Source organism: Vogesella indigofera (assembly GCF_028548395.1).
Classification (GTDB): domain Bacteria; phylum Pseudomonadota; class Gammaproteobacteria; order Burkholderiales; family Chromobacteriaceae; genus Vogesella; species Vogesella indigofera_A.
Genome location: NZ_JAQQLA010000003.1, coordinates 510,163 through 534,986 on the forward strand (window position 1 = coordinate 510,163; position 24,824 = coordinate 534,986).

The 24,824-nt window shown below is 65.6% G+C and carries 27 protein-coding genes; 14 read left to right on the plus strand and 13 right to left on the minus strand.

Translation table 11 applies throughout. The features are described 5' to 3' along the window. Positions 1–74: 74 nt before the first annotated feature. Genes PQU89_RS04360 through moaC form a run of 3 tightly spaced genes read right to left on the minus strand, consistent with a single transcriptional unit; the run spans position 75 to position 3,156 of the window. Positions 75–728: a response regulator gene (locus PQU89_RS04360; RefSeq protein WP_120809926.1), complete on the minus strand. Its 654-nt coding sequence runs from the start codon at positions 726–728 to the stop codon at positions 75–77. Continuing rightward, a complete protein-coding gene (locus PQU89_RS04365; protein ID WP_272764781.1) occupies positions 725–2,626 on the minus strand; it encodes a type IV pili methyl-accepting chemotaxis transducer N-terminal domain-containing protein in 1,902 nt (633 codons plus the stop codon). Before PQU89_RS04365 ends, PQU89_RS04360 begins: the two co-directional genes overlap by 4 nt. Before the next feature lie 23 nt (positions 2,627–2,649). After that, positions 2,650–3,156, minus strand: coding sequence for a cyclic pyranopterin monophosphate synthase MoaC (gene moaC / locus PQU89_RS04370; RefSeq protein WP_120810102.1), 507 nt, complete (start codon positions 3,154–3,156; stop codon positions 2,650–2,652). A gap of 77 nt (positions 3,157–3,233) precedes the next feature. On the opposite strand from moaC, the gene mobB reads away from it, so the two are divergent. From mobB to mobA, 4 genes are read left to right on the plus strand one after another with little or no spacing between them, the layout of a single operon-like run. Continuing rightward, positions 3,234–3,728, plus strand: a complete 495-nt coding sequence (mobB, locus tag PQU89_RS04375; RefSeq protein ID WP_272764782.1) for a molybdopterin-guanine dinucleotide biosynthesis protein B — start codon at positions 3,234–3,236, stop codon at positions 3,726–3,728. Continuing rightward, positions 3,725–3,976, plus strand: a complete 252-nt coding sequence (locus PQU89_RS04380; RefSeq protein ID WP_272764783.1) for a MoaD/ThiS family protein — start codon at positions 3,725–3,727, stop codon at positions 3,974–3,976. The genes mobB and PQU89_RS04380 overlap by 4 nt, the downstream gene beginning before the upstream one ends. Before the next feature lies 1 nt (position 3,977). Further along, positions 3,978–4,439, plus strand: coding sequence for a molybdenum cofactor biosynthesis protein MoaE (locus PQU89_RS04385; RefSeq protein ID WP_272764784.1), 462 nt, complete (start codon positions 3,978–3,980; stop codon positions 4,437–4,439). Next, complete coding sequence (gene mobA, locus PQU89_RS04390; protein ID WP_272764785.1) at positions 4,432–5,019, plus strand: molybdenum cofactor guanylyltransferase MobA; 588 nt, start codon at positions 4,432–4,434, stop codon at positions 5,017–5,019. The genes PQU89_RS04385 and mobA overlap by 8 nt, the downstream gene beginning before the upstream one ends. Positions 5,020–5,302: 283 nt before the next feature. On the opposite strand, the gene PQU89_RS04395 is transcribed toward mobA, so the two are convergent. The 4 genes from PQU89_RS04395 to fdhD all read right to left on the minus strand — a co-directional run bounded on the left by PQU89_RS04395 (position 5,303) and on the right by fdhD (position 8,858). After that, positions 5,303–5,947 carry a carbonic anhydrase gene (locus PQU89_RS04395; protein ID WP_272764786.1) on the minus strand — a complete coding sequence of 215 codons (645 nt, stop codon included), beginning with the start codon at positions 5,945–5,947 and terminating at the stop codon, positions 5,303–5,305. Position 5,948: 1 nt separating this feature from the next. Further along, on the minus strand, positions 5,949–6,923 hold the full coding sequence (gene moaA, locus PQU89_RS04400) for a GTP 3',8-cyclase MoaA (RefSeq protein WP_272764787.1): 975 nt from the start codon (positions 6,921–6,923) through the stop codon (positions 5,949–5,951). 188 nt (positions 6,924–7,111) lie between these two features. Next, positions 7,112–7,993 (minus strand): formate dehydrogenase accessory protein FdhE, encoded by an 882-nt coding sequence (locus PQU89_RS04405; protein ID WP_272764788.1) that lies wholly within the window; start codon positions 7,991–7,993, stop codon positions 7,112–7,114. Further along, complete coding sequence (gene fdhD, locus PQU89_RS04410; protein WP_272764789.1) at positions 7,977–8,858, minus strand: formate dehydrogenase accessory sulfurtransferase FdhD; 882 nt, start codon at positions 8,856–8,858, stop codon at positions 7,977–7,979. The genes PQU89_RS04405 and fdhD overlap by 17 nt, the downstream gene beginning before the upstream one ends. A gap of 9 nt (positions 8,859–8,867) precedes the next feature. Here fdhD and PQU89_RS17140 point away from each other — a divergent pair, with 9 nt between their 5' ends. The 3 genes from PQU89_RS17140 to PQU89_RS04420 all read left to right on the plus strand — a co-directional run bounded on the left by PQU89_RS17140 (position 8,868) and on the right by PQU89_RS04420 (position 12,123). After that, positions 8,868–8,966: a helix-turn-helix domain-containing protein gene (locus tag PQU89_RS17140; protein ID WP_373322779.1), complete on the plus strand. Its 99-nt coding sequence runs from the start codon at positions 8,868–8,870 to the stop codon at positions 8,964–8,966. After that, a complete protein-coding gene (locus PQU89_RS04415; RefSeq protein WP_272764790.1) occupies positions 8,945–11,005 on the plus strand; it encodes a sensor histidine kinase in 2,061 nt (686 codons plus the stop codon). The genes PQU89_RS17140 and PQU89_RS04415 overlap by 22 nt, the downstream gene beginning before the upstream one ends. 68 nt (positions 11,006–11,073) lie before the next feature. After that, a complete protein-coding gene (locus tag PQU89_RS04420; protein WP_272764791.1) occupies positions 11,074–12,123 on the plus strand; it encodes a DNA-binding protein in 1,050 nt (349 codons plus the stop codon). On the opposite strand, the gene msrC is transcribed toward PQU89_RS04420, so the two are convergent. The 5 genes from msrC to PQU89_RS04445 all read right to left on the minus strand — a co-directional run bounded on the left by msrC (position 12,101) and on the right by PQU89_RS04445 (position 15,996). Further along, complete coding sequence (gene msrC, locus PQU89_RS04425) at positions 12,101–12,601, minus strand: free L-methionine (R)-S-oxide reductase MsrC (protein ID WP_272764792.1); 501 nt, start codon at positions 12,599–12,601, stop codon at positions 12,101–12,103. The genes PQU89_RS04420 and msrC overlap by 23 nt on opposite strands. Before the next feature lie 101 nt (positions 12,602–12,702). After that, positions 12,703–13,440 carry a beta-ketoacyl-ACP reductase gene (locus tag PQU89_RS04430; protein ID WP_047965402.1) on the minus strand — a complete coding sequence of 246 codons (738 nt, stop codon included), beginning with the start codon at positions 13,438–13,440 and terminating at the stop codon, positions 12,703–12,705. Between the two features lie 125 nt (positions 13,441–13,565). Next, positions 13,566–14,432 carry a ribosome small subunit-dependent GTPase A gene (rsgA, locus tag PQU89_RS04435; protein ID WP_255907383.1) on the minus strand — a complete coding sequence of 289 codons (867 nt, stop codon included), beginning with the start codon at positions 14,430–14,432 and terminating at the stop codon, positions 13,566–13,568. Then, positions 14,429–14,755 carry a 4a-hydroxytetrahydrobiopterin dehydratase gene (locus tag PQU89_RS04440; RefSeq protein ID WP_047965400.1) on the minus strand — a complete coding sequence of 109 codons (327 nt, stop codon included), beginning with the start codon at positions 14,753–14,755 and terminating at the stop codon, positions 14,429–14,431. The genes rsgA and PQU89_RS04440 overlap by 4 nt, the downstream gene beginning before the upstream one ends. Further along, positions 14,752–15,996, minus strand: a complete 1,245-nt coding sequence (locus PQU89_RS04445; RefSeq protein WP_272764793.1) for a M48 family metallopeptidase — start codon at positions 15,994–15,996, stop codon at positions 14,752–14,754. The genes PQU89_RS04440 and PQU89_RS04445 overlap by 4 nt, the downstream gene beginning before the upstream one ends. Before the next feature lie 68 nt (positions 15,997–16,064). On the opposite strand from PQU89_RS04445, the gene orn reads away from it, so the two are divergent. From orn to PQU89_RS04480, 7 genes are all read left to right on the plus strand, one after another. Continuing rightward, entirely contained in the window at positions 16,065–16,610 is a 546-nt protein-coding gene (gene orn, locus PQU89_RS04450) for an oligoribonuclease (protein ID WP_272764794.1), read from the plus strand. 34 nt (positions 16,611–16,644) lie between these two features. Continuing rightward, positions 16,645–18,294, plus strand: coding sequence for a glucose-6-phosphate isomerase (gene pgi, locus PQU89_RS04455; RefSeq protein ID WP_272765000.1), 1,650 nt, complete (start codon positions 16,645–16,647; stop codon positions 18,292–18,294). Further along, a complete protein-coding gene (locus PQU89_RS04460) occupies positions 18,287–18,772 on the plus strand; it encodes a CinA family protein (protein ID WP_272764795.1) in 486 nt (161 codons plus the stop codon). Before pgi ends, PQU89_RS04460 begins: the two co-directional genes overlap by 8 nt. Before the next feature lie 290 nt (positions 18,773–19,062). Next, positions 19,063–20,016 carry a BMP family lipoprotein gene (locus PQU89_RS04465; RefSeq protein ID WP_272764796.1) on the plus strand — a complete coding sequence of 318 codons (954 nt, stop codon included), beginning with the start codon at positions 19,063–19,065 and terminating at the stop codon, positions 20,014–20,016. Between the two features lie 131 nt (positions 20,017–20,147). Then, a complete protein-coding gene (locus PQU89_RS04470) occupies positions 20,148–21,671 on the plus strand; it encodes an ABC transporter ATP-binding protein (RefSeq protein WP_272764797.1) in 1,524 nt (507 codons plus the stop codon). Further along, positions 21,668–22,765: an ABC transporter permease gene (locus PQU89_RS04475; RefSeq protein WP_272764798.1), complete on the plus strand. Its 1,098-nt coding sequence runs from the start codon at positions 21,668–21,670 to the stop codon at positions 22,763–22,765. Before PQU89_RS04470 ends, PQU89_RS04475 begins: the two co-directional genes overlap by 4 nt. Positions 22,766–22,777: 12 nt before the next feature. Next, complete coding sequence (locus tag PQU89_RS04480) at positions 22,778–23,725, plus strand: ABC transporter permease (protein WP_272764799.1); 948 nt, start codon at positions 22,778–22,780, stop codon at positions 23,723–23,725. A gap of 65 nt (positions 23,726–23,790) precedes the next feature. Here PQU89_RS04480 and PQU89_RS04485 read toward each other — a convergent pair whose 3' ends face one another. Further along, a complete protein-coding gene (locus PQU89_RS04485) occupies positions 23,791–24,756 on the minus strand; it encodes a site-specific integrase (RefSeq protein ID WP_272764800.1) in 966 nt (321 codons plus the stop codon). Positions 24,757–24,824 lie beyond the last annotated feature (68 nt).

Sequence of the window (24,824 nt, forward strand, 5' to 3'; positions counted from 1 at the left end):
TTCGCTATTCAAAAACGGGATAACGTTAGCGCGAAACAAGGGGCTGTGCAAGCCCCTTGTCATGACGCGCCGCCTCAGGCCTTGTCCAGGCCGTGCTCCACCGCGTACACCGCCGCCTGCACCCGGCTGCTCAGGCTCAGCTTGCGCAGGATATTCTGTACGTGCACCTTGATGGTGCTTTCCGCCAAGTCCAGCGCACGGGCGATTTCCTTGTTGCTGGCGCCGGAGGCAAGGTAGCTGAGCGTTTCGCGCTCGCGCGGCGTCAGGCTGTCCAGCTCCTGGTTGCGCGGTTCGGCGACCGGTGCGCGCAGGCGCGCCACCAGCTTGGCGGTCATCTCCGGTGACAGCACGCTGTCACCGTCCACCGCGCGGCGGATGCTGCTGAGCAGGAAGTCGGCGTTGATGTTCTTCAGCAGGTAGCCGCGCGCGCCGCTCTTCATGCACTCGGCGAGGTCTTCTCCGTCCTCGGACACGGTCAGCATCAGCACCGCCAGCTGCGGCTGGGTGACCAGAATTTGCGACAGCGCGTCGCGACCGTGCATTACCGGCATGTCCAGATCCAGCAGCACCACGTCGGGCTTGAGCAGTTCGGCCTGCTTGACGCCTTCCAGCCCGTCGGCGGCCTCGCCGATGACCTCGAAATCCGGCTGGCGTTGCAGCAGCGCCTTGAGGCCGCTGCGGAACAGTGTGTGGTCGTCGACCAGTAAGATACGGATGGCAGTACTCATGCGGCTTGTCTTTCTGTGTGCGGCAGGGTGAGGGTGACGGTGGTGCCGCCGCCGTCCCGGTTTTCGATCTGGATGCGGGCGTTGATGCGCGATGCCCGCTCTTGCATGATGGACATGCCGACGTGGCGTGCCTGGCGCGCGGCCAGTACCGCGGCGTCAAAGCCGCAGCCGTCGTCGCTGATGCGCATCACGAAGTCGTCGTGATTGTCGATGTCGATGTCGACGCGGTGTGCCTGCGCGTGCTTGCGCACGTTGGACAGCGCCTCCTGCAGGATGAAGATCACCTGCAGCTGCTGTTCCGGGTTCAGCGGCAGGCCGTTGCCGCGCAGCTGGTACTGGGTCAGCACCCGTGCCTGCTGCTCGAAGCGCTTGAGCAGGGTGTTGACCGCGTCGGGGAAGTCTTCCTTGCTGATGCGGGTGCGGAAGTTGAGCAGCAGCTCGCGCACGTCCTCGTAGCACTCCTGCACCCCGGTCTTGATGAAGGCCAGGTTTTCGCGCGCCTGCTCGTCCTGGGTGTCGCCGAGCGCGCTCTCCAGCATCTGCACCTGCAGGTTGAGGAAGGACAGCGACTGCGCGATGCTGTCGTGCAGGCCCTGCGCCATCAGGTTGCGCTCTTCCGAGACCGCAAACTGGCGGTCGCGGGCGGCGAGACGCAGGTTCTCGATGGCGACGCCGAGGTGGCTACCCAGCGTCTCGATCAGGAACTGCTCCTGCGCACTGAGGCGGGTGTCGTCACGGAAATAGAGGGTGAAGATGCCGACGTTCTGCTGGTTGACGCGAATGTGGAAGATCGACACGCTGCGGAAGCCGGCGCGCTCGCAGTGTTTCTGCTCCTTTTGCGGCAGCTCGCGGAACAGGCGGATCACCGAGCTGGGCTGATCGACGGCGGCGCCGCAGTAGCAGCTGTCGATGTGGGCGCAGTCGTGGGTGTGGATCATGCCGTCCGGCAAGCCGATCTGCGCCACCGGCTCCAGCTTGCCGCGCTTGCTGTCGACGATGCGCACGCTGGCGGCGTCGGCATTGGTCAGCTGGATCAGGCGCTCGATGAAGCCCTTGCACATGGTGTTGAGATCGTGCGACTCGTGCAGGTAGGTGGTGACGCCGTACAGCGTGGTCAGCTGGCGGTTTTTCTCGTCCAGCGAGCGCGTCTTGTCGCGCACCTTGTCTTCCAGCGTCGCGTACAGCTCTTGAAGGCGGCCGGCCATCTGGTTGAAACCGGCGGACAGGATGGCGAATTCGTCGTTGCCGACTACCGGCACCCGGGTCGCCAGCTCGCCATCGCGCACCTGCACGATGGCCTCGCCCAGCTCGTTCAGCGGGCGGATGATCAGCAGGAACATCAGGTACATCATGGTGATGGCACCGATGATGGCCATCGCCATCAGCGTCATCTGGAAGAAGCGCAGCAGCGTGGTATTGCGCGCGTTGTCTTCCTCTACCAGTCGCACCAGCTTGTCGATGCGGTTGACGAAGGCGCCCAGGTCGACGCGGGTGGTATTGCGCCGCGGGTCGAGCTGCGCCTGCGCCATTTTCGGCAGCATCTCGTGCTGCCAGTAGCGGGCGATTTCCGCCGCCTGCGAGCGTACTTCGACATTGTCGGGCAGGAACAGCGGTCGAGCCGGGTCGCCCTTGCGCAGTCGCGCCATGGTATCGCTGAACTGGGCTGCTTCTTGCTGAACCTGGGCCGGATCGGCGCCTTCGCTGACCAGCAGCGCGACGCGGTAGCTGCGCATGCGCAAGCTGCCGGCATCGTTGATGGCGGCGGCGCCGCCTTCCAGTTTCCAGGACAGCACCAGGGTGTAGCCGATGGAGGTCATCGCCAGCACCAGCCAGACGATGGTGAGAATCAGCAGCTTGCTGGACAGGCTGCGCACGGAGGGGGGGGTGGGCAGGGGCATGGCTTAGGTCGTCCGGCGTATGGTCAGCACTGGTCGCGCAGCGCAGAATCGTTGCTGTCGGCTTGCCAGTGGCCGCTCTTGCCGCCTTGTTTTTCCAGCAGGCGTACGCCGTCGATCTGCATGCCGCGGTCTACCGCCTTCAGCATGTCGTAGACGGTGAGCAGACCGGCCATCACGCCGCTGAGCGCTTCCATTTCCACGCCGGTACGGCCTACGGTCTCGCTGGTAACAAAAATGTGTACCCGCGACAGCGCCTCATCCACGCTAAAATCGACGTTGACGCGGGTCAGCGCCAACGGGTGGCACAGCGGGATCAGGTTCGCGGTTTGCTTGGTGCCCTGGATGGCGGCCAGACGGGCGATGCCGATGACGTCGCCCTTCTTGGCATTGCCGCCCTGCAGCAGCGCAAAGGTGGCTGGCAGCATGGTGATATGGCCGGTGGCCACCGCCACGCGGCGGGTTTCCGGCTTGTCGCCGACGTCGACCATATGGGCCTGGCCGGCGGCATTGAAATGGGTAAGCGGATTCATCTGGATCATCGAGTGTGGAGTCTGGTTGAACGATAGCGCCGTATGGCGTAGACCACAATCCACCAAAGGGAGAAGGTATGCAAAAAGTGCTGGGCATTGCCGGCTGGTCCGGCAGTGGCAAAACCACGCTGATCGGCGCATTGTTGCCGCTACTGGCCGCGCGCGGACTGACGGTGTCGGTGATCAAGCACAGCCATCACGATATCGAGCTGGACGTGGCCGGCAAGGACAGCCAGCGTCACCGCGCCAGCGGCGCGCACGAGGTGATGGTGGTATCGCCCTACCGTTTCGGACTGTTTGCCGAGACCCCGCAAGCGCTGACGCTGGAGCAGCAGCTGTCAAGGTTGGCCGCAGTCGACCTGGTGCTGCTGGAAGGCCAGAAAACGCTGCCGGTGCCGCGCATCGAGGTGCACCGCAGCGCCTGCGCCAAGCCGTGGCTGTACCCGGACGACCCGTTCGTGATCGCGCTGGCCAGCGACTGCGCCGCCGAAACCGATTTGCCGCAATTGCCGCTGGACGATCACGCCGCGATTGCCGATTTTATTGTCAACTGGCTGAAGGGTTCTGCATGAGCATCACGCTACTGTATTTTGGTGTCCTCAAGGACACGCTGGGCTGCAGCACGGAAACGCTGGCCTGGGCCGGCGGTACCTCCGCCACCTTGCTGGACGTGCTGCGCGGCCGTGGCGAGGACTGGTCACAGGCACTGGCGCCGGGCAAGGTGTTCCGCCTGGTGGTCAACCAGCAGATCGTGCGCGGCGACGTGGCGATTCCGGACGGTGCCGAAGTCGGCATCCTGCCGCCCGTGACCGGGGGCTGACATGTACTGCGACATTACCGTACAAAGCGCCGCCTTCGACCTTGGCGCCGAAGAGCTGGCGCTGCGCGCGCACGCCGGCGACGCCGGGGCGCTGGTGGCCTTCCAGGGCATGGTGCGTGCCCACGACGAAGCAACGCCGCTGGCGGCACTGTTTCTCGAGCACTATCCCGGCGTGACCGAGGCCGAAATCCGCCGCATCGCCGAGCAGGCCGCCGCGCGCTGGCCGCTGAGCGCCTGTCGCGTCATCCACCGCGTCGGGGCGCTGGCGCCGGGTGAGCCCATCGTGCTGGTGATCATCGCCGCCGGCCACCGTGCCGGCGCCTTCGCCGCCGCCGAATACCTGATGGACTACCTGAAAACGCAGGCCCCGTTCTGGAAACGCGAGGATTTTGTCGACGGCAGCAGCCGCTGGGTCGAAGCCAAGGCCAGCGACGACGCGGCATGCGGGCGCTGGCATGACTGAACAGGTGGCAGTGCTGCTGCTGGCCGGGGGCGAAGGCCGGCGTATGGGCGGTCAGGACAAGGGCTTGCTGCCGTGGTGCGGCCAACCTTTATACCGCCACGTGCTGGCACGGCTGGCGCCGCAGGCCGGCTGGCTGGCGATCAGCGCCAACCGTCATCTGGCTGACTACACCGCCAGCGGCCACGCCGTGTTTGCCGACGAGGCCGCCTGGCAGGGCATGGGGCCACTGGCCGGGGTCGCCACCCTGGCGGACAAGCTGCCGGACGGCATCGACTACGTGCAGCTGGTGCCGTGCGATGCGCCCTTGCTGCCGGCCGATCTGGTGGCGCGGCAGCTGGCCATCCTGCAGGCAGAGCGTCGCGCCGACGCCTGCTGTCCCTACACCATCAACGGGCCGCAGCCGGTGTGTGCGCTGCTGCGCCGCAGTGCGCTGGCGCGGCTGCCGGACTATCTGGCCAGCGGCGGACGCAGCCTGCGCGGTTTTCTCGCATTGCTGGATTGCCGCATCGTCAATTTCGACGACACCCGCGCCTTCAGCAATCTCAACGACCCGCAATCGCTGGCCCAGCTCGGCCAGTAGCCTGACGCGCTCCCGCGAGCCGGTCCTGAAAAACATTGCGGCCAACCTTGCACAAGGTTGGCCGCAATGTTTTGCAGGTTTAGTTTGCCGCTTGTTCGTCGGGCGCTGGTGGTGGCTTTCTGTTGAAGTCGTCTCGTACGCATGGTCGTGCGCTGATCGTCAACGCGTGGCGATCAAGGCTGGGGCGGATGGCGATCCGGGTGCGCTTTTCCCAGGCCGGCTTGCTTGCGGCAAACGCAAAAAGGGCGCCACGAAGGCGCCATTTGCATGCAACAGCCGGGGCTTATTGCTGGCCGAGAGGACAGACCAGCGGCACGAACTGGTTGGACGGTGCGTCCAGCCCCCACAGCGTGCCGTCGTTGAGATCGAAATACCAGCCGTCGAGGGCGACTTCGCCGGTTTTCACCTTGTCGGCCAGCCACGGGTAGGTCAGCAGGTTGTTGAGCGACACCAGGATGCCGGCCTGCTCGCAACGGCGCAGGCGGGTGGCCTCGTCCTCGGCCGCGTGGTGGCGGTAGACCAGCTCGCGCGCCGGGGCGGCGATGTCCAGCCAGCGCGTCAGTGCACTGTCCTGGGGCGTGCTGCGCTGCATTAGTGCACGAATGCCCCCGCAACCGGCATGGCCCATCACGATGATGCGCGCCACCTGCAGGTTGAGCACCGCGAATTCCAGTGCCGCGGCGACGCTGGCGTGCTGGTTGTCCGGCGAGCAGGGCGGCACCAGATTGGCCACGTTGCGGATCACGAACATCTCGCCGGGCTGGCTGCCCATCAGTGCCGGTGGATGCACGCGCGAATCGCAACAGGCGATCACCAGCGTGACAGGGTGCTGGCCATGGCGCAGCGCGGCAAACAGGTCGTTATCGGGAGAGAAGTACTGCTGCTGGAAACGGCGGAAACCTTCCAGCAGCGGGTCGGCCAGTGGCATGTCAGCCTCCGGTCATCGACATGAAGCGCACGATGCGCGTCGGTTGCTCGAGGAATTCGTGCTTTTCCGGCTTCAGCTCGATGGCGTCGCGGATGGCGGCCTCGAGCTCGGCATCGCTACAGCCGGCACGCAGCAGCGGGCGCAGCTCGAAGCGTTCTTCCTGCCCCAGGCACATGTACAGCGTGCCATCCACCGACAGTCGCACGCGGTTGCAGCTGGCACAGAAGTGCTGCGAGATCGGGGTAATCAGGCCGAGGGTGAAGCGGCCGTCCGGCGTGCGCCAGTAGCGGGCCGGGCCGCCGCCCAGCGGCTTGTCCGACGGCAGCAAGCCAAAGCGCGGCTGCAGTTGTGCCAGCAGCTTTTGCAGGTCGAGGCCGGCGGTGTGCTGGCCGGTGCTGCCCATCGGCATCGCCTCGATCAGACGCAGGATGAAGCCGTGCTCGATGCAGAACGCGACCATGGCCTCGATGTCGCCGTCGTTGACGCCCTGCATCGGCACCATGTTGATCTTGATGCTGTCGAAACCGACCTGGCTGGCGCTGGCGAGGCCGCCGAGTACCTTGTCCAGACAGTCACTGCCGGTGATGCGGCTGACGCAGTCGTCGCGCAGCGAATCGAGGCTGACATTGATGCGGTTGACGCCGGCGTCGCGCAGCGACTGCGCCTGCAGGCTGAGCTGGGTGGCGTTGGTGGTCAGCGACAGGTCGTCGACGCCGTCCAGTGCTGACAGGCTAGCGGCCAGTGCTGGCAGGTTGCGGCGCAGCAGCGGCTCACCGCCGGTGAGGCGGAAGCGGCGGGTGCCCATGCGGCTGAATGCGGCCACCACGCGGGTGATCTCGTCGAAGGTCAGCCAGTTGCTCGGTTCCTCAAAGCCCTTGAAGCCTTTGGGGATGCAATAGGTACAGCGCAGGTCGCAGCGATCGGTGACTGAAATACGCAGGTAGTCGATGGTGCGGCCGAAACGGTCTGACAACATGCGGCGTCCTTCCGTTAAATGGGGGGTATGTCTCATTCTACTCACTAGCAAACAGCCTGCCAGTCACACAAAGCATTATCGCGGCTAGATCGTAAGAACTAGGGCGGCGCCCTGATACTTGGTCGTGGCAGGGCGCCGCAGCTTACAGCGCGTGGTGAAACGGCGTGTTTGCCGGCCGGCGCTAAGGCTCAGTCCTGGGCCGGCAGGAAGTAGGGGTTGAAGCCGATGCGGCCGTAGCCGGCGTCACCGGCGAGCAGGTCCAGCGCCAGCGACGCCACATCGTCGGCAAAGGCATCTGCATCGGCATCCTGCAGGCGCGACACCACCTTCAGCGCGCCGTGGCAGCTGTCACAGCATTCCAGCTCCTGTGTGCCGCGATGGGCGTGCGGCTGCTTGCGGTCCGGCTGCGGCGCTGCGGCGTCACGGTCGGCGAGGCTGCGGTACTGCAACTGGCGGGTGTTACCGCAGGCGACGCACTTGACGCGGCTGACGTGCCATTCGCTGGCGCACAGCGAACAGCAGACGTGGCGCACGGCGTGGCCGCTATCACCACGGCGCAGCACGGACGCCACCGGCAGGCCGCCGCAGGCCGGGCAGCATGCCGACTCGCCGGCCGGCAGCGCGGCAATATCCTGCTGCCGCACGACGATGGTGGCCTGCACCTGCAGGGCGGCACCGAGCAAGGGCCAGGCGGCGGCCAGTGGGCTGTGCGCGTCGTACTGGCCGTGGCGCAGCGCGTCGGCCAGCGCCTGCAGCGCGGCATCGTCCAGTGCCAGCAGGCACAGCAGCGCACTGTGGCTGTCCGGCGGCAGCTCGACGTCAAGATGGCGCTGCAACAGCGTCAGCAACTGGCGCAGGCTGGCGCTGTTGGCCACCGCGTGTTCCACCCGGGTGGCCAGACAGGCGTGCTGGGCGCGGGCCAGCGCGGCACAGAACAGCAGGAAGTCGCGCATCGGGTGGCCTGCGGCCAACGTTGTCAGGCGCTCGGCGCGGCGGCTGAACACGGTCATGCCGGCCAGGCGCAGCGCCGGGGTGACGGCGGGGGCGGCGGTATCAACAAACAGGGTCATGGTGGGGTCTCGTCAATTCGGGGCAGATCAGGCGCGGCAGCTGGCTGTAGGCCACCAGCCGCCCGGGGCGGGCAAAGCCGGCCAGCAGCAGGCCACAGGACTCGGCCAGCGTCACCGCGTAGGAGGTCGGCGCCGATACCGCCACCAGTGCGGCGATGCCGGCGCTGGCGGTCTTTTGCACCATCTCGTAGCTGGCACGGCTGGAAACCAGCACAAAGCCGTCGCCGGTGTCGATCCGCTGCCGGCGCAGCGCACCGATCAGCTTGTCCAGCGCGTTGTGGCGGCCAACGTCCTCGCGCGCCAGCAGGATGTCGCCGTCGGCGTTGCAGAAGGCGGCGCCGTGGGCGGCACCGGTGGCGTGGTGCCACGGCTGCCAGTGCGGCAGCTCCGCCACCGCGCGGGCGACCGCGGCGGCGCGCAAGGTTGGCCGCAACGGCAGCGGCGCGATGCTCTGCGCCACCGCGTCCAGACTGTCGACGCCGCACAGGCCGCAGCCGGTACGGCCGGCCATGCTGCGCCGGCGCTGTTTCAGCGCGGCAAAGCGCGCGCTGGCGATCTCCAGCCGCAGCTCGACGCCGTGCTCGCCGGCGACGATCTCGCAGTCGTACAGCTCGCCAGGCGCGTGCAGGATGTGCTCGCTCAGCGAAAAGCCGAGCGCGAAGTCAGCCAGATCGCAGGGCGTGGCCAGCAGCACCGCGTGTGACACGCCGTTGTACACCATCGCAACCGGCACTTCCTCGATCAGCTGATCCTCGGCTATCTGCCGCAGGATCTGCCGGCGACGCGACTGCCTTCGGCCGTCGGCGAACTGGCGGCGGGGGTGGTGCCGGCGGAAGAAAGCCTGAGCCAGGTCGAAACCCGCCATATCCGCGCGGTGCTGGCCGCCTGCGCCGGCAACAAGTCGGAGGCGGCGCGCCGGCTCGGCATTTCCCGCAAGACACTGGAGCGCAAATGCCTGTCCTGGGGCGAGTAACCGGCCTGTGGCGGCGCCTGCTGCTGCCGCTGAACCGTTCGGTACGCACCCGTTTCGTCACCCTCGCGCTGCTGCCGCTGGTAGTCGGCTTTCCGGTGCTGCTGCTGTTGCTGGCAGGCTGGGGCGGGGCGGCGTTCGAGGAGCTGCTGGTTTTCAAGGTGCGCAGCGATCTAGCGGTGGCGGCTACCTATTTCGAACGGGTGCAGAGCGACGTTGGCCGTAGCATCGAGGCACTGGCCAGTTCCGAGGCGCTGGCCGATACCCGGCGCCAGCCGCGGACAAGCTCGCCCGACGCGCTGCTGCGCGAGCGCGCGCGCAGCCTGGGGCTGGACTACCTGCTGTTGCTGGACGCGCGCCAGCGAGTGGTGGCCGCTTCGCTGCCAGCCAGCCACGGCCTGCGCTACCCGCAGCCGGCGGTGGTGCTGGCCGCCAGCGGCGGCACGCAGCGTGCCACGCTGGACGTGTTCAGCCCGGCGCAGCTGGCCGCGCTGTCGCCGCTGCTGCAGGCGCGCTCGCACATCGAATTGCTGGCGACGCCCGGCGCGCGGCCGAGCCGGCGCAACGTCAGTGACAACGGCCTGCTGCTGCACGCCGCGGCCAAGGTGCCGGGGCAGCCGCTGGTGCTGGTCGGCGGCGTGCTGCTTAACCGCAACATTGAGTTCATCGACCGCATCCGCCATCTGGTGTATCCGCAGGGTTCGCTGCCGATCCGCAGCCGCGGCTCTGCCACGCTGTTCCTCGACGATACCCGCATCGCCACCACGGTGACTTACCCGCGTGGCGGGTGTGCCATCGGCAGCCGCGTGTCGCAGGAGGTGTCGGAGCAGGTACTGGGCCGCGGTCAGGCTTGGCTGAACCGGGCGAGGGTGATCGGCGACTGGTATGTGTCCGGTTACCAGCCGCTGCTGGACAGCCGCGGCCAACGTATCGGCATGCTGTACGTCGGTTTCCTGGAGCAACCGTTCGTGCTGGCCAAGTGGATGGCGCTGGCGGTGCTGTTCGTGCTGTTCGCCATCACCATGGCGGCGGCAACATGGGTGAGCTGGCGCTTTGCGCGCTCGGTAATCGACCCGGTGGAGCGCCTGCGCCAGACCATGAGCGCGGTGGCCGCCGGCCGGCTGGATGCCAGGGTCGGGGCCTTGCCGCAGCAGGACGAGCTGGCCTTGCTGGCCGCGCATTTCGACGCGCTGTTGGCGCGACTGGAGTCGCAGAACCAGGCCATGCTGCGCTGGGCCGGCGAGCTGGACGACAAGGTGGCGGAGCGCACGCGCGAGCTGGCGGCGGCCAACCATACCCTGCTCAGCGCGCAGCAGCAGCTGTTCAAGTCCGAAAAACTGGCCGCCATCGGCCAGCTGGCGGCCGGCACCGCGCACGAGATCAACAATCCGGTGGCGGTGATCCAAGGCAATCTGGAGCTGATGCAGGAGCTGCTCGGGGAGGCGGCGGCACCGGTGCAGCCGGAGATCCGCCTGATGCGCGAGCAGGTGCAGCGCATCCAGCTGATCGTGGCCAAACTGCTGCAGTACGCGCGACCGAGCGAATACGCCGGCGACCTGCAGCAGGTGCAGCCGCAGGAGGTATTCCAGGACAGCCTGTTGCTGGTCGGCTACCAGATGAACCGCGGCAATATCGCGGTGGTGAAACAGTGGCACAGTAGCGCCACGCTGCTGGCCAACCGTTTCGAGCTGCAGCAGATCCTGATCAACCTGATCCTGAACGCGATCCAGGCGATGCCGCAGGGCGGGGTGCTGACGCTGTCGGCGCACGACGCGCCCGGCAGCGACGGCCGCCCCGGTCTGCGCCTGAGCGTGGCCGACAACGGCAGCGGCATCGCCGAGGCCGATATGGCGCGGCTGTTCGATCCGTTCTTCACCAGCAAGCACGACGGCACCGGCCTGGGGCTGTGGGTGTGTCAGGGGCTGGCGGAGCGCAGTGGCGGCGTGATCGAGGCTGCCAACCAGTCGCAGGGTGGCGCGGTGTTCAGCGTGTGGCTGCCGTGCGAGCCGGCACTGGCCGCGGTGGGGCTGGCAGTGTTATAAGCACCGCTGCAGAAATCGGCGTGTCGTGCCGACGCAGAACAAGGCAGACAGCCAGCAGGTAAACAAGCATGGATATTCATACACGAGTGCGCGACGTGGCGCTGGAACTGGTCAGCGCTGGCGTGTGGCCGACGGTGCAGGAGGTGCGCGCGCGGCTGGGCACCGGCTCCAACACCACCATCAACAACACCCTGCGCCAGTGGCGGCAGGAATTCCTCGGCAAGATGGCGGCCAGTGCCCGCCACCCGGAGTGGTCGCCGGCGCTGGCGCAGGCCTTTGCCCAGGTCTGGCAGCAGGCCTGCGGCGAGGCGGAGCAGAACCTGGCCGGCTTGCGCGAAGAAGCACAACAGGAAGTGGCGCGACTGGTCGCCGAGCTGGCGCAGGCGCAGCGCGAACTGGCCACCGCCAGCGCGCAGCAACAGGCACTGATCCAGCGCTGCGACAGCGCCGAGCAGGAGCGGCAGCAGCTGGCCGCCAGCCTGACACAGCTGCAGCAGGCGCTGGCGGCGCAGGAGACACGTGCCCTCGCCAGCGAGGCGGCACTGCAGGAGGCGCGCGGCCAGATCATCGCCACCCAGCAAGCAGCCGACCAGCGCGTCGAGGCGCTGGAAGCGCGCCATGCGGTGCAGTTGCAGCAGTTGCAGCAGGATGGCGAGCGGCGCGAGGCGCTGGCCTACGAGCGGCTGGAAGGCATGCGCATCCAGCTGTACCAGCAGGTGGAAGACGAACGCACGCTGCTGCGTCAGCGCGAGCAGCAGTGGCAGGCGGAGCGGCAACAGCTGGCACAGCAACTGGCGGCGCTGCGCGACAGCAGCCAGCAGCAGCTGGCGCAACGCGCGCAGGAGAATGGCAGGTTGGCCGCAGAGCTGGCGGCGCTACAGGAACGGCTGGCGGACAGCGACACGCTGCGACAGCAATGGCAGCAGCGTCACGCCGATCTGGCCGCCGCCGAGCAGCAGCGCAGCAGCGCCCTGCAGCAACTACAGCAGGAGCAGGCGCTACTGCAGCAGCACCGCCTGCCGCACCTGCTGCTGTGGCTGCAGGCCGAACAGGCGCAGCTGGCCGCGATGCCGGCGGCGCAGCTGGCGCAGCAGGTCAGGCGCTTGCTGGCTGGCTGAACAGTTTGCCCAGCGCCGCGCACACCGGCGCCAGGTAGCGCTGGTCAAGCTCGCTGAACTGCGCCAGTTCGCTGGCGTCGATGTCCAGCACCGCCACCACCGTACCGGCGGCATCGCACACCGGCAGTACGATCTCGGAGCGCGCTGCCGATGAGCAGGCGATGTGGCCGGGGAAGGCGTCCACGTCCGGTACGATCAGCGTCTGCGCCTGCGCCCAGGCGCTGCCGCACACGCCGCGACCTTTCGGGATGCGGGTACAGGCGATCGGCCCCTGGAACGGTCCCAGCACCAGCTGCTCGCCCTTGACCAGGTAGAAGCCGGTCCACAGCCAGTTGAAGGTCTGCTGGATCGCGGCACTGCAGTTGGCCATGGCGGCGATGATATCGCTCTCGGATTCGATCAGTGCCAGCACCTGCGGTAACAGGGCCTGGTATTGCGCCTCGCGCGAGCCTTCGACGATCAGCAGCTGTTCTGCCATGGCAGGACTCCATCAGTGTGAAAAAGGGGAACGCAGCATAGCAAAAAAGCCGGGAATGCATCCCGGCTTTTTGCGTGCGGCCAACCTTGCGGCGGGCGTGCTTACATCATGTGCTGACCGCCGTTGATGGCGAAGTCGGCACCGGTCATGAAACCGGCCAGGTCGGAGGCCAGGTAGTTGACCAGACCGGCGATTTCTTCCGGCTGGCCCAGGCGGCCAACCGGGATCTGCGCGATGATCTTGTTGCGCACGTCTTCCGGTACCGCCATCACCATGTCGGTGCCGATGTAACCCGGGCTGATGGTGTTGACGGTCACGCCCTTGCGCGCCACTTCCTGTGCCAGCGCCATGGTGAAGCCGTGCATGCCGGCCTTGGCGGCGGAGTAGTTGGTCTGGCCGAACTGGCCTTTCTGGCCGTTGATCGACGAGATGTTGATCACGCGGCCAAAACCGCGCTCCAGCATCGATTCCACCACCGGCTTGCACACGTTGAACACGGAGTCGAGGTTGGTGCTGATCACCGCGTCCCAGTCGGCCTTGCCCAGCTTGCGGAAGCTGGCGTCGCGGGTGATGCCGGCGTTGTTGACCAGCACATCCACCGGGCCAAGCTGCTCGGTGATGGCGGCAACTGCCTGCTGGCACGAATCAAAATCGCTGACATCACACTGGAAGGCGTGGAAGTCGTAACCCTGGCCCTTCATGTCCGCCAGCCAGGCCTGGTCCTTGCCCGGCTTGCTGTAGGTGGTGGCCACGATGTGGCCGCTGTCGGCCAGCGCCTTGCAGATGGCGGTGCCGATGCCGCCCATGCCCCCGGTAACCAACGCGATTCGCTTGCTCATGATGCTGACTCCTTGTCTTTTTGTCGGAATGAGGGGGATGCTAGCTCCCCCTTGTTGTCATTTCATGACAGATTAGGGTCATCACCAGAAAATGTAAACGGCTTGTTACGCGAAAATTTTATTCGTTAGGCATTAACTAGCTGATTCGTCAGTTTCTGCAGCAAAGCCAGCCGGGCCGGGCGTATGCGGCCTTCATCACAGGCGCCCTTGATCGCGCAATTGGGCTCGGCGCGGTGAGTGCAGTTGTGGAAGCGGCAGTGACCGATGTAGGGGCGCATTTCCGGGAACAGGCCGGCAAGCTCGGTGGCTGCTAGGTGGCTGAGGCCGAATTCCTGCAGGCCGGGCGAATCGATGAGGTGGCTGTCTTCGTCCAGATGGTAGAGCGCGGCGTGGGTGGTGGTGTGGCGGCCGGCATCCAGTGCGATGGAAATATCGCCGACGCGCGCCTCGGCAGCCGGCAGCAGTGCATTGGTCAGCGTCGACTTGCCCATGCCGGACTGTCCGACAAAAACCGAGGTCTGGCCCTTGACCAGCGGCAGCAGCTCATTGATGTCGTGCAGGGCGCTGACGGTGACCAGGGTGTAGCCCAGTTCGCGGTACGGCTGCAGCTTGGCCAGCCAGTCGGCGGTTTCCGGCAGGTCGCACTTGTTGACGAGGATGATCGGCTCGATGTCGGCGGCCTCGGCGGCCAGCAGGCAGCGATTGAGCAGCTCTTCGTTGGGCGAGGGTACCGCGGCGGTAACGAACACGATGCGCGTGACGTTGGCCGCAATCAGCTTGGTGCGCCAGTCGTCCTGACGGTAGAGCAGGCTCTTGCGTTCGCAGGCCTTTTCGATCACCGCCTGCTCGCCGTTGATGATCGACAGTTCGACGTGATCGCCGCAGGCGTAATCGACGCGCTTGCCGCGGGTGGTGCAATCGTATTGCTGGCCGTCACACTCGACGATGAAGCGGCGGCCGTAACTGCGGATGATCTGACCTTGCTGCTTCATTTGCCGGCCGCCAGTGCTTCGGTCTTGGCGGCGCAGATGAAATCGTTGAGGGTCAGGCCCCCGGCGTCGTGGGTGCTGAAGCGGACCACGGTGCGGTTGTAGTGCACCGACAGGTCGGGGTGGTGATCCTGCTGGTGGGCGATGAAGGCCAACGCGTTGACGAAGGCCATGGTGCGGTAGTAGTCGTCGAAGCGGAAGGTCTTGACCAGCTCGATGCCCTCTACCGCCCAGCCGTCGAGGTGGGCCAGCAGCTCGGCGCGGGTCTGTTCGCTGAGGGAGTGCAGGCCGTGCTGAGCCTCGCAGTGCATGTGTTGCAGATTCATTGTGCTTGCCTTTCCAGGTGGGCGATGCGCAGGCTCGCCGGTGGATGGGAATCGTAAAAGCGCGAGTGTAGCGGGTCTGGCGTCAGTGTGCTGGCATTGTCACGGTACAGCTTGACCAGCGCGCTGATCAGTTCGCTGGCACTGCTGTGGCGGGCGGCGAAGTCGTCGGCCTGGTATTCGTGACGCCGCGACAGCAGGCTGAACAGCGGTGTCAGCGGGAAGGTGTACGCCGGCGCCGCCAGCATGAACAGCACCAGCCCCAGCGCCGGTGCCGTATCGACAACACCCAGGCCGTTATAGAACGCCGGCAGCGTCAGCAGCCAACCAAGCAAAGCCAGACTGAGGAAGGACAGCAAGAAGGTGGTGGCGATGCGCTGGCGGATGTGGCCGTGCTTGAAGTGGCCCAGCTCGTGCGCCAGCACCGCCTCCACTTCGCCCTCGTCCAGCTGGGTGAGCAGGGTATCGAAGAACACGATGCGCTTGGTTTTGCCAAAGCCGGTGAAGTAGGCATTGCCGTGGCTGGAGCGGCGCGAGCCATCCATTACGAACACGCCGTCACTGTGAAAGCCGGTGCGTGCCAGCAGGTTGTCGATGCGCTCGCGCAGCGCCGGATCGGCCAGCGGCGTGAAACGGTTGAAGCGCGGCGCGATCAGCGTCGGGTACGCCCACAGCATCGCCAGGCTGAACAGCGTCCAGCTGCACCATACCCACAGCCACGCCCAGTCGCCGGCGGCATGCAGCAGCCACAGGATCAACGTAACCAGCGGCGCGCCGACGATGGCGGCCAGTACGCCGCCCTTGGTCATGTCGGCGATATAGAGTGGCCAACTGGTGCGGTTGAAGCCGAAGCGCTTCTCGGTAACAAAGGTGCGATACAGGCTGAACGGCAGGCTGAGCACGCTGCTGAGCAGCGCCAGCACGCCGATCAGCGCCACTCCTTGCCACAAACCGCCCAGGCCGTACGCGGCCAGCAGCTGCCACAGCCACTGCAGGCCGCCACCCAGCGTCAGCGCCAGCAGTAGCACGCTGTCGGCGGCCGCCTGCCACTGTCCGGGGCGCTGCCGCGCCACGCAATAGTCGGCGGCCAGCTGGTGCTGCTGCAGCGTGATGCGGTCACGGAAGGCGGCCGGCACCTTGGCCGCATGCTGCTTTACATGGCGGATCTGGCGTTGCGACAGGTATAGCCGCAGCGCCAGCGACAGCAAAACGGCGAACAGGAAAGACCAGGTGAATAAATTCATGGCGAGCCAGGTTTGCCCAAGGGCGGTTATTAAAGGAAAATGCCTGCATTTCGTTAGAGACGAGCATTATGCCGCAAGATCCCAAGCATCTCATCTGGCTGGACATGGAAATGACCGGGCTGGAACCAGACACCGACCGCATCATCGAAATCGCGATGGTGGTCACCGACAGCCAGCTGAACGTGGTCGCCGAATCACCGGTGCTGGTCGTGCACCAGAGCGACGAAACGTTGGCCGCAATGGACGAATGGAACACCAATACCCACGGCAAGACCGGGCTCACCGCCCGCGTCAAGGCGTCGACGCTGAGCGAGGCCGAGGCCGAGCAGCAGCTGCTGGCCTTCCTGCAGGAATACATCGCCAAGGGCGTGTCGCCGATGTGCGGCAATTCCATCGGCCAGGATCGCCGCTTCATGGCGCGCTGGATGCCGGAGCTGGAGCGCTACTTCCACTATCGCAACCTCGACGTATCGACGTTGAAAGAGCTGTGCAAGCGCTGGCGTCCGGACATCGCCAAGGGCGTGGTGAAGAAGGGCAAGCACGAAGCGCTAGCAGACATCCTTGAGTCGATCGAGGAACTGCGCTATTACCGCGAACACTTCCTCAAAGTGTAAGGCGATGCCCGAGATGAGCAGTTTCCTCGAGCAGATGGCGCGCCAGCGCCACGCCGCGATCAACAGCACGCCGGTGTGGGCGCGGCTGCACCAGCACCAGCGCGCCACCCGCCACGTGCACATGCGCGAGCTGTTCGAGCAGGATGCGCAGCGCTTTTACCGCTATTCGCTGGAGCTGGACGGTCTGTTGCTGGACTACTCCAAGAACCGCATCACTGACCGCACCGTCGAGCTGCTGCTGGAGCTGGCCGATGCGGCCAACCTCAAGCAGTGGCTGCAGTGGATGCGTGACGGCGAGCGCATCAATGTCAGCGAACAGCGCGCGGTGCTGCACACCGCGCTGCGCCAGCCAGCTGGCAACAGCGTGCTGCTGGACGGCGTCAACGTGGTGGATGAAGTGCAGCAGGTGCTGGCGGCTTGCAACCGCTTTGCCGAGCAGGTGCGCAGCGGCGACTGGCGCGGCTACGACGGCCAGCCCATCCGCGACGTGGTCAATATCGGCATCGGTGGTTCCGACCTTGGCCCGCTGATGGTGCACGAGGCGCTGCGCCCGTACTGCCAGCCGGGACTGAATGTCCACTTCGTCTCCAATGTCGACGGCCAGCATCTGGCGCAAACGCTGGAACAGTGCCAGCCGGCGACCACGCTGTTCATCGTCGCCTCCAAGTCGTTCACCACCCCGGAAACGCTGCTCAACGCCCACGCCGCCCGTCGCTGGCTGGTGGCTGCCGCCGGCGACGCGGCGGTGGGGCGGCATTTCGTGGCGATTTCGAGCAACCGCCCGGCGGTGCAGGCGTTCGGCATCAATGCGGCTAACATGTTCGGCTTCTGGGACTGGGTCGGCGGCCGCTACTCGGTGTGGTCGGCGATCGGGCTGCCGGTGATGCTAGCGATCGGGCCGGATCAGTTCCGTCAGTTTCTGGCCGGCGGCGCGGCGATGGACGAACACTTCTTCAGCGCGACGTTCGCGCGCAACATGCCGGTGCTGCTGGCGCTCCTCGGCATCTGGTACAACACCTTCTATGGTGCGCACACCCACGCCATCATGCCCTACGACCACGGCCTGCGCCGCCTGCCGGCGCACATCCAGCAGCTGGACATGGAATCCAACGGCAAGCGCGTCGGCCGTTGCGGCGAGCGGCTGGATTTCGACACCGGGCCGGTAATCTGGGGCGAGGAGGGCGTCAACAGCCAGCATGCCTTCTTCCAGCTCTTGCACCAAGGCACGCGCCTGGTGCCCTGCGACTTCATCCTGCCGCTGAATTCGCACTACCCGCAGGGCGACCAGCATCGAGTGCTGGTTGCCAACTGCCTGGCGCAGACCGAGGCACTGATGCGCGGCAAGAGCGAGGCCGAGGTGCTGCGCGAGATGGCGCACCTGCCGGGCGATGAGCTGGACATGCTGCTGCCGCAGAAGCTGTTTCCCGGCAACCAGCCGTCCAACACCCTGGCGCTGGATCGGCTCACCCCCTATACACTAGGCATGCTGCTGGCGCTGTACGAGCACAAGGTGTTCGTGCAGGGCGTGATCTGGGGGGTCAACTCCTTCGACCAGTGGGGCGTGGAGTATGGCAAACAGTTGGCCGCACAGCTGCTGACGGAGATGGGCGGCAAGGCCTCTGCTCCCCACGACGCCTCCACCAGCGGCCTGATGCGACATTTCCAGGAGCGCTTTCATGGATGAATTACAGCTGGCGGCCCGGCTTGGCGAGCTGTTGCTGGCGCGCGACGAAAAGGTGACCACCGCCGAGTCCTGCACCGGCGGCGGCATCGCGCAGGCAATTACCGCTACCGCCGGCAGTTCCGGCTGGTTCGACATGGCCATCGTCAGCTACAGCAATGACGCCAAGCAGCGCCTGCTGGGGGTGCCGCCGCAGCTGTTGCTGCAGCACGGCGCGGTCAGCGAGCCGGTGGTGGCGGCGATGGCCAGCGGTGCGTTGCGGCTGGCCGATTGCCACTGGGCGCTGGCGGTCAGCGGCATCGCCGGCCCCGACGGCGGCAGCGCCGACAAACCGGTCGGTACCGTCTGTTTTGCGCTGGCCGGGCTGGCGCTGCCGCAGCCGCTGACATACACGCAACACTTTACCGGCGATCGCGCCGCCATCCGCCAACAGTCGGTGTGCAGCGCGCTGTCTACACTTTGCGCGCAATTGGCGTTGTGAATGTGGCGTGCCGGCCGCGCCGTTTTACGCATTGCGCGTAATCTGTCCGTGGTGGCCGTTTTTTTGCTAATAACTTTTTGTGACTGTGCTTATAATCACGCCCCTGTCGCAAATCGGGCCACGGCTGGCTGATGCCGGCGCCCGTGCTCGCCGACATGCACAACGAATGGCGCGCGCATGCCGAACCAATTATGGTTACCATGACCCGTTCGTTGTAACTACACGCACATTGAGGGAAACATCTCATGCAAATTTCCAAAAAACGGGGTATTGCCGCTGCTGTCATGCTGATGACGGCATCCGCAAGCTGGGCATTTGTACCGGCCGTGGTTTACGACCAGGCTGGCAAGTTTGACAAGAGCTTCAACGAAGCGGCCTACACCGGCGCCGAACGCTTCAAGAAGGCTACCGGCATCGCCTACCGCGAAGCCCAGATCGCCAACGAAGCTCAAAAAGAGCAGGTGCTGCGCAACCTGGCGCGTCGCAACGTCGACCTGATCGTGGCCGTGGGTTTCTCCTTTACCCAAGCAGTGCAGACCGTTGCCGCCGAGTTCCCAAAAGTGAAGTTCACCATCGTTGACGACGTGGCCAAGGGCGCCAACGTGCAGTCGATCGTGTTCAAGGAACAGGAAGGCTCCTACCTCGTCGGCATGGCGGCCAGCATGGCCTCCAAGTCGAAGAAGGTTGGCTTCATCGGCGGCATGGACGTGCCACTGATCCGTGCCTTCGGTTGCGGCTACACCCAGGGCGCCAAGGCGGCCAACAAGAAGGTGGAAGTGGTCTCCAACATGACCGGCACCACGCCGCAGTCGTTCAACGATCCGGCACGCGGTGGCGAGCTGGCACGCAGCCAGTTTGACCGTGGCGTCGACGTGGTCTTCCACGCGGCCGGCGGTACCGGCATGGGCGTGCTGCAGGCGGCCAAGGACAAGAACAAGCTGGGTATCGGCGTGGACTCCAACCAGAACCACCTGTTCCCGGGCTTCGTGCTGACCTCGATGCTGAAGCGCGTCGACAATGCCGTTTACGACATCATGATGTCCGGCAAGAACAACAGCTGGAAGCCGGGTCTGGTGACCATGGGCCTGAAGGAAGGTGGCGTGGATTGGGCTGTGGACGCCAACAACCGCAAGCTGATCTCCAAGGACATGGAAGCCAAGATCACCCAGGCCAAGAAAGACATCGTGGCCGGCAAGATCAAGGTGGTCGACTACCGTGCTGGCAACAGCTGCCCGGTACAGTAACCATTCGTTATTAATCGTCTGAATCCCGGACGACCCGCGCGGCAAGCAGGTTTCCTGCTTGCCGCGCTCTTTCGTGTGCTGCCGTTTTGCAGGCCATGCCGGGATGAGTATTGATCGAGAGCTGAATCAATATGGCCGAACTCGCTATCGAGCTGACTGGCGTCAACAAGTATTTTGGCGAAGTCCACGCCAACAAGAACATCTCCTTCGCCGTCGCCAAGGGCAGTATCCACGGCATCATCGGCGAAAACGGGGCCGGCAAGTCGACGCTGATGAGCATCCTGTACGGCTACTACCAGGCCGATTCCGGCAGCATCCGCCTGAACGGGCAGGAAGTGCGCATCCGCAACAGCCACGACGCCATCGCCCGCGGCATCGGCATGGTGCACCAGCACTTCATGCTGGTGGACACCTTTACCGTACTGGAAAACATCGTGCTCGGCGCCGAGCAGGGTATCGCGCTGAAGCAGAGCATGCTGGCTGCCCGCACGCACCTGGCCACGCTGAACCGCGATTACGGTCTGCAGGTCGATCCGGACGCCATTGTCGGTGAGCTGGGGGTGGGCGAGCAGCAGCGCGTGGAAATCCTGAAGGCCTTGTACCGCGGTGCCGACGTGCTGATCCTTGACGAGCCGACCGCGGTGCTGACACCACAGGAGGCGGACGACCTGTTCCGCATCCTCGGCCTGCTCAAGGCGCAGGGCAAAACGGTACTGCTGATCACCCACAAGCTGCGCGAGGTGCTGGACATCACCGACGCCGTCACCGTGATGCGCGCCGGCGAGATCGTCGGCAACGTGGTCACCGCCGAAGTGGGCAAGGAAGACCTCGCCGACCTGATGGTTGGCCGCAAGGTCAACCTGCAGCTGGACAAGGCACCAGCCACGCCGGGCAAGACGGTACTGCAGGTGAGCAATCTGTCGCTGACCGACGCGCGCGGCGTCAAGCTGCTGGACGACGTCAGCTTCGAGCTGCGCGAGGGCGAGATCGTCGGCATTGCCGGCGTTTCCGGCAACGGCCAGTCCGAGCTGCTGGAAATCCTGTCCGGCATGCGCGAGGCCAGCGCCGGCTCGGTGCACTACAACGGCACCGAGCTGACCACGCTGCAAACGCGCGAGCCGAAGGCGGCCGCCTATCGTCGCCTCGGCATCGCGCACGTGCCGGAAGACCGTTCGCGCGAAGGGCTGATCAAGGATTTCTCCACCTATGAGAACGCTATCCTCGGCTATCACGACGATCCGGCGATCCAGCGCGGCCTGCTGTTCAACCGCAAGGCGATCATCGAACGCTGCCGCCATTTCATCAGCGAGTTCGACGTGCGCCCGGCCAACGCCTTCCGCCGCAGCGGCCTGTTCTCCGGCGGCAACCAGCAGAAGGTGATCCTGGCGCGCGAGATCGACAGCGATCCGCAGCTGATGCTGATCGGCCAGCCGACACGGGGCGTCGACATCGGCGCCATCGAATTCATACACAAACGACTCATGGCCCTGCGCAACGCCGGCAAGGCGTTGCTGCTGGTCTCGGTGGAGCTGGACGAGATCCTGGCGCTGAGCGACCGCATAATCGTGATGAACGCCGGTCGCGTCAGCGGCGAGCTGCCGGCGGCGCAAGCCAGCGCCACCGAACTGGGCCTGTTGATGGGGGGGCATAAATGAGCCAGCCAAGTAACCTGCCGCGCTGGGCCACCTTGTGGCTGATGCCGGTACTCAACCTGTTTGCGGCACTGTTGGTGTCCGGGCTGGTGATTACGCTGATCGGCGAAGACCCGGTCGAGTGTCTGCAACTGATGATCAACGGCGCCTTCGGCTATCCGGAAGGCATCGGCTACACGCTGTTCTACACCACCAGCTTCATCTTTACCGGTCTGGCGGTGGCGGCGGCGTTCCACGCCGGCCTGTTCAACATCGGCGGCGAGGGGCAGATGTATCTCGCCGGCCTCGGCGTGACGCTGATCTGCCTGGGGCTGGATTTCCTGCCCGGCTGGGTGGTGATCCCGCTGGCGCTGCTGGCGTCGATGGTGTTCGGCGCGGCGTGGGCGTTCATTCCCGGCTACCTGCAGGCCAAGCGTGGCAGCCACATCGTGGTCACCACCATCATGTTCAACTTCATCGCCAGTGCGCTGATGACCTGGCTGCTGGTCGACAAGCTGATCATGCCCGGTTCGCAGACGCCGGCGACACGGCTGTTCGCCGAATCGGCGTGGATTCCGATGCTGCACGAGCTTGCGGCCAACCTTGGCGTCGAATTGCCGCAGACACCGCTGAACGCGACCTTCTTCCTGGCGCTGATTTCGCTGGTGGTGTTCTACCTGATGGTGTGGCGCAGCCGCTGGGGCTATGCGCTGCGCACCGTCGGCCTCAACGAGAAGGCGGCGCGCTATGCCGGCATGCCGGTGTCCAAGGTGATCATCGTGGCGATGTGCTTCTCCGGCGCGCTGGCTGGCCTCGCAGCGGTCAACGAGCTGCTCGGCTCCACCCACCGCATGAACCTGGCGTTCACCAACGGCATCGGTTTTGTCGGCATCGCGGTGGCGCTGATGGGGCGCAACCACCCGTTCGGTATCCTGCTGTCGGCGCTGCTGTTCGGTGCGCTGACCCAGGGCGGCCTGGACCTGTCCTTCGAGAAGCCGGCAATCACCCACGAGATGATTATCCTGACCCAGGGCCTGATCATCCTGTTCTGCGGTGCGCTGGAAAACCTGTTCCAGACCCCGCTGGCGCTGGCGTTCAAACAGATGATGAAACGATAAGGAGACGCTGACATGGACAGCTTTTTCAGTGTGCTGGACGCCACCATCCGCGTCGCCACCCCGCTGGTGCTGGCGGCGCTGGCCGGCCTGTTTTCCGAGCGCTCCGGCATTGTCGATCTGGCGCTGGAAGGCAAGATGCTGGCCGCCGCGTTTGCCGCCGCCTGCGTCGCCTACATGATGCAGTCGCCGTGGGCCGGCCTCGCCGCCGGCATGGCCGCCGGGGTGATGGTGGCCTTGCTGCACGGCATCGTGTCGATCGGCTACAACGGCAACCAGCTGATTTCCGGCGTTGCGCTCAACATGATGGTGTCCGGCCTGACGCCGGTGCTGGCGCTGGCCTGGTTCCAGCAGGGCGGCCGCACGCCGACGCTGGACGACGCGGCGCGCTTTCGCAGCGTCGAGCTGCCGTTTGCCGACGCCATTGCCGCCTCGGCGCCATTGAAGGCGCTGTTCGGCCACAACATCCTGGTGTATCTGGCGGTGCTGGTGATCGTGGTGGTGAGCTGGGTGGTGTACAAGAGCCGTTTCGGCCTGCGCCTGCGCGCGGTGGGCGAAAACCCGCACGCCGCCGACGCCGCCGGCATCAACGTCAAGCTGGTGCGCTATCTGGCGCAGAGCATCAGCGGCGCCCTGTGCGGCGTGGCCGGTGCCTATCTGGTGCTGGCGCAGACCGGTGCCTTCATCCAGGACATGACCGCCGGCAAGGGCTACCTCGCGCTGGCGGCGCTGATCTTCGGCAAGTGGCGGCCGTGGGCGGCGGTGTCCGGCTGCCTGCTGTTCGCCTTTACCGACGCGATCCAGATCCGGCTGCAAGGCTCGGCGCTGCCGCTGATCGGCAACATTCCGGATGCCTTCATCCAGGCGATTCCGTACGTGTTGACGGTGGTGCTGCTGGCTGGCTTCATGGGCAAGGCGGTGGCGCCGAAGGCGATCGGCGTGCCGTTCGTGAAGTCGCGCTGAGCAACGCGGCACGTCAGCAAAAAGCGGACACCTCGGTGTCCGCTTTTTTGTTGCCCTGCGCCGGCTCAGTCCGCTTGCGGCGACAAGGTCAGAGGCGACGGCAGGCTGCGTTCGATGCGTTGCCGCGCAAACGGATCGGCGGCGTCGATATAGCGCATCGCCGACTGGATGTCCTTCCAGCCGACGTAGGCCATCAGCGTCTTCACATCCCAGCCGCTGGCACTCGCCCAGTTGGCAAAGCCGCGTCGGAAGGAGTGACCGCTGAAGCGCGCCGCCTCCGGCAGCCCGGCGGCGGTAAACAGCCGGCGCAATAGCGGAATCAGGCTGTTGATGTGCAGGCCGTCCACACCGATCACGCCCCAGCGGCTGATGCCGCGAAACACCGCGCCCTCGCGCAACCCGCTATCGGCCAGCCATTCGCCGTAGGCACTAACCGGGCATAGCCGCGACAGCTGCGGCACCCGGAACACGCGCCCCTGTAGCTGGCGGTCGCTCTTCGATTGCGCCAGAAAACAGTTCATGCCCTCACCGGCGACGAGTTCGATGTTTTCGATCTGCAGGCGCAGCAGCTCGTCACCACGAAAACCGCGCCAGAATCCGAGCAGCAACAAGGCCTTGTCGCGGCGGCAGCGCAAGCGAGCAGCGTGATCCTGCTGCCGTGCTGCCTGTTCGATGCCGGCATCCAGCCAGGCAACCAGCTGTTCCAGCTGCCGGATTTGCAGCGGCAGCGCCTGTTTCTGTTGTGTCGGATGCAGCGCGCGGATGCCCTTCAGCACCTGGCGCACTACCGGCGCCTTGGTCGGATCGGGAAAGCCCTGTTGCTGGTGCCACTGCGCCAGTGCGGCCAACCTTTGCTTCAGCGTGTTCACCGATAGCGTCTCGGCATGGTCCGCTAGGTAGCGCGCCATGCTGTCGGAGGTGGCCGGCAGGAAACCACCCCATTCCACCTCGAAATGACGAATGGCGGCCGCATAGCTGCGCCGCGTGTTGTCGCGGGTGGCGGCGGCGAGATAGTGGGCGATTTTTTCCATGGTGACAACGGGCTCGGGAGGTGGCGGGCTATGTGCTGCTTGGGTCTGCTGCGGTTGACGCGGCCACT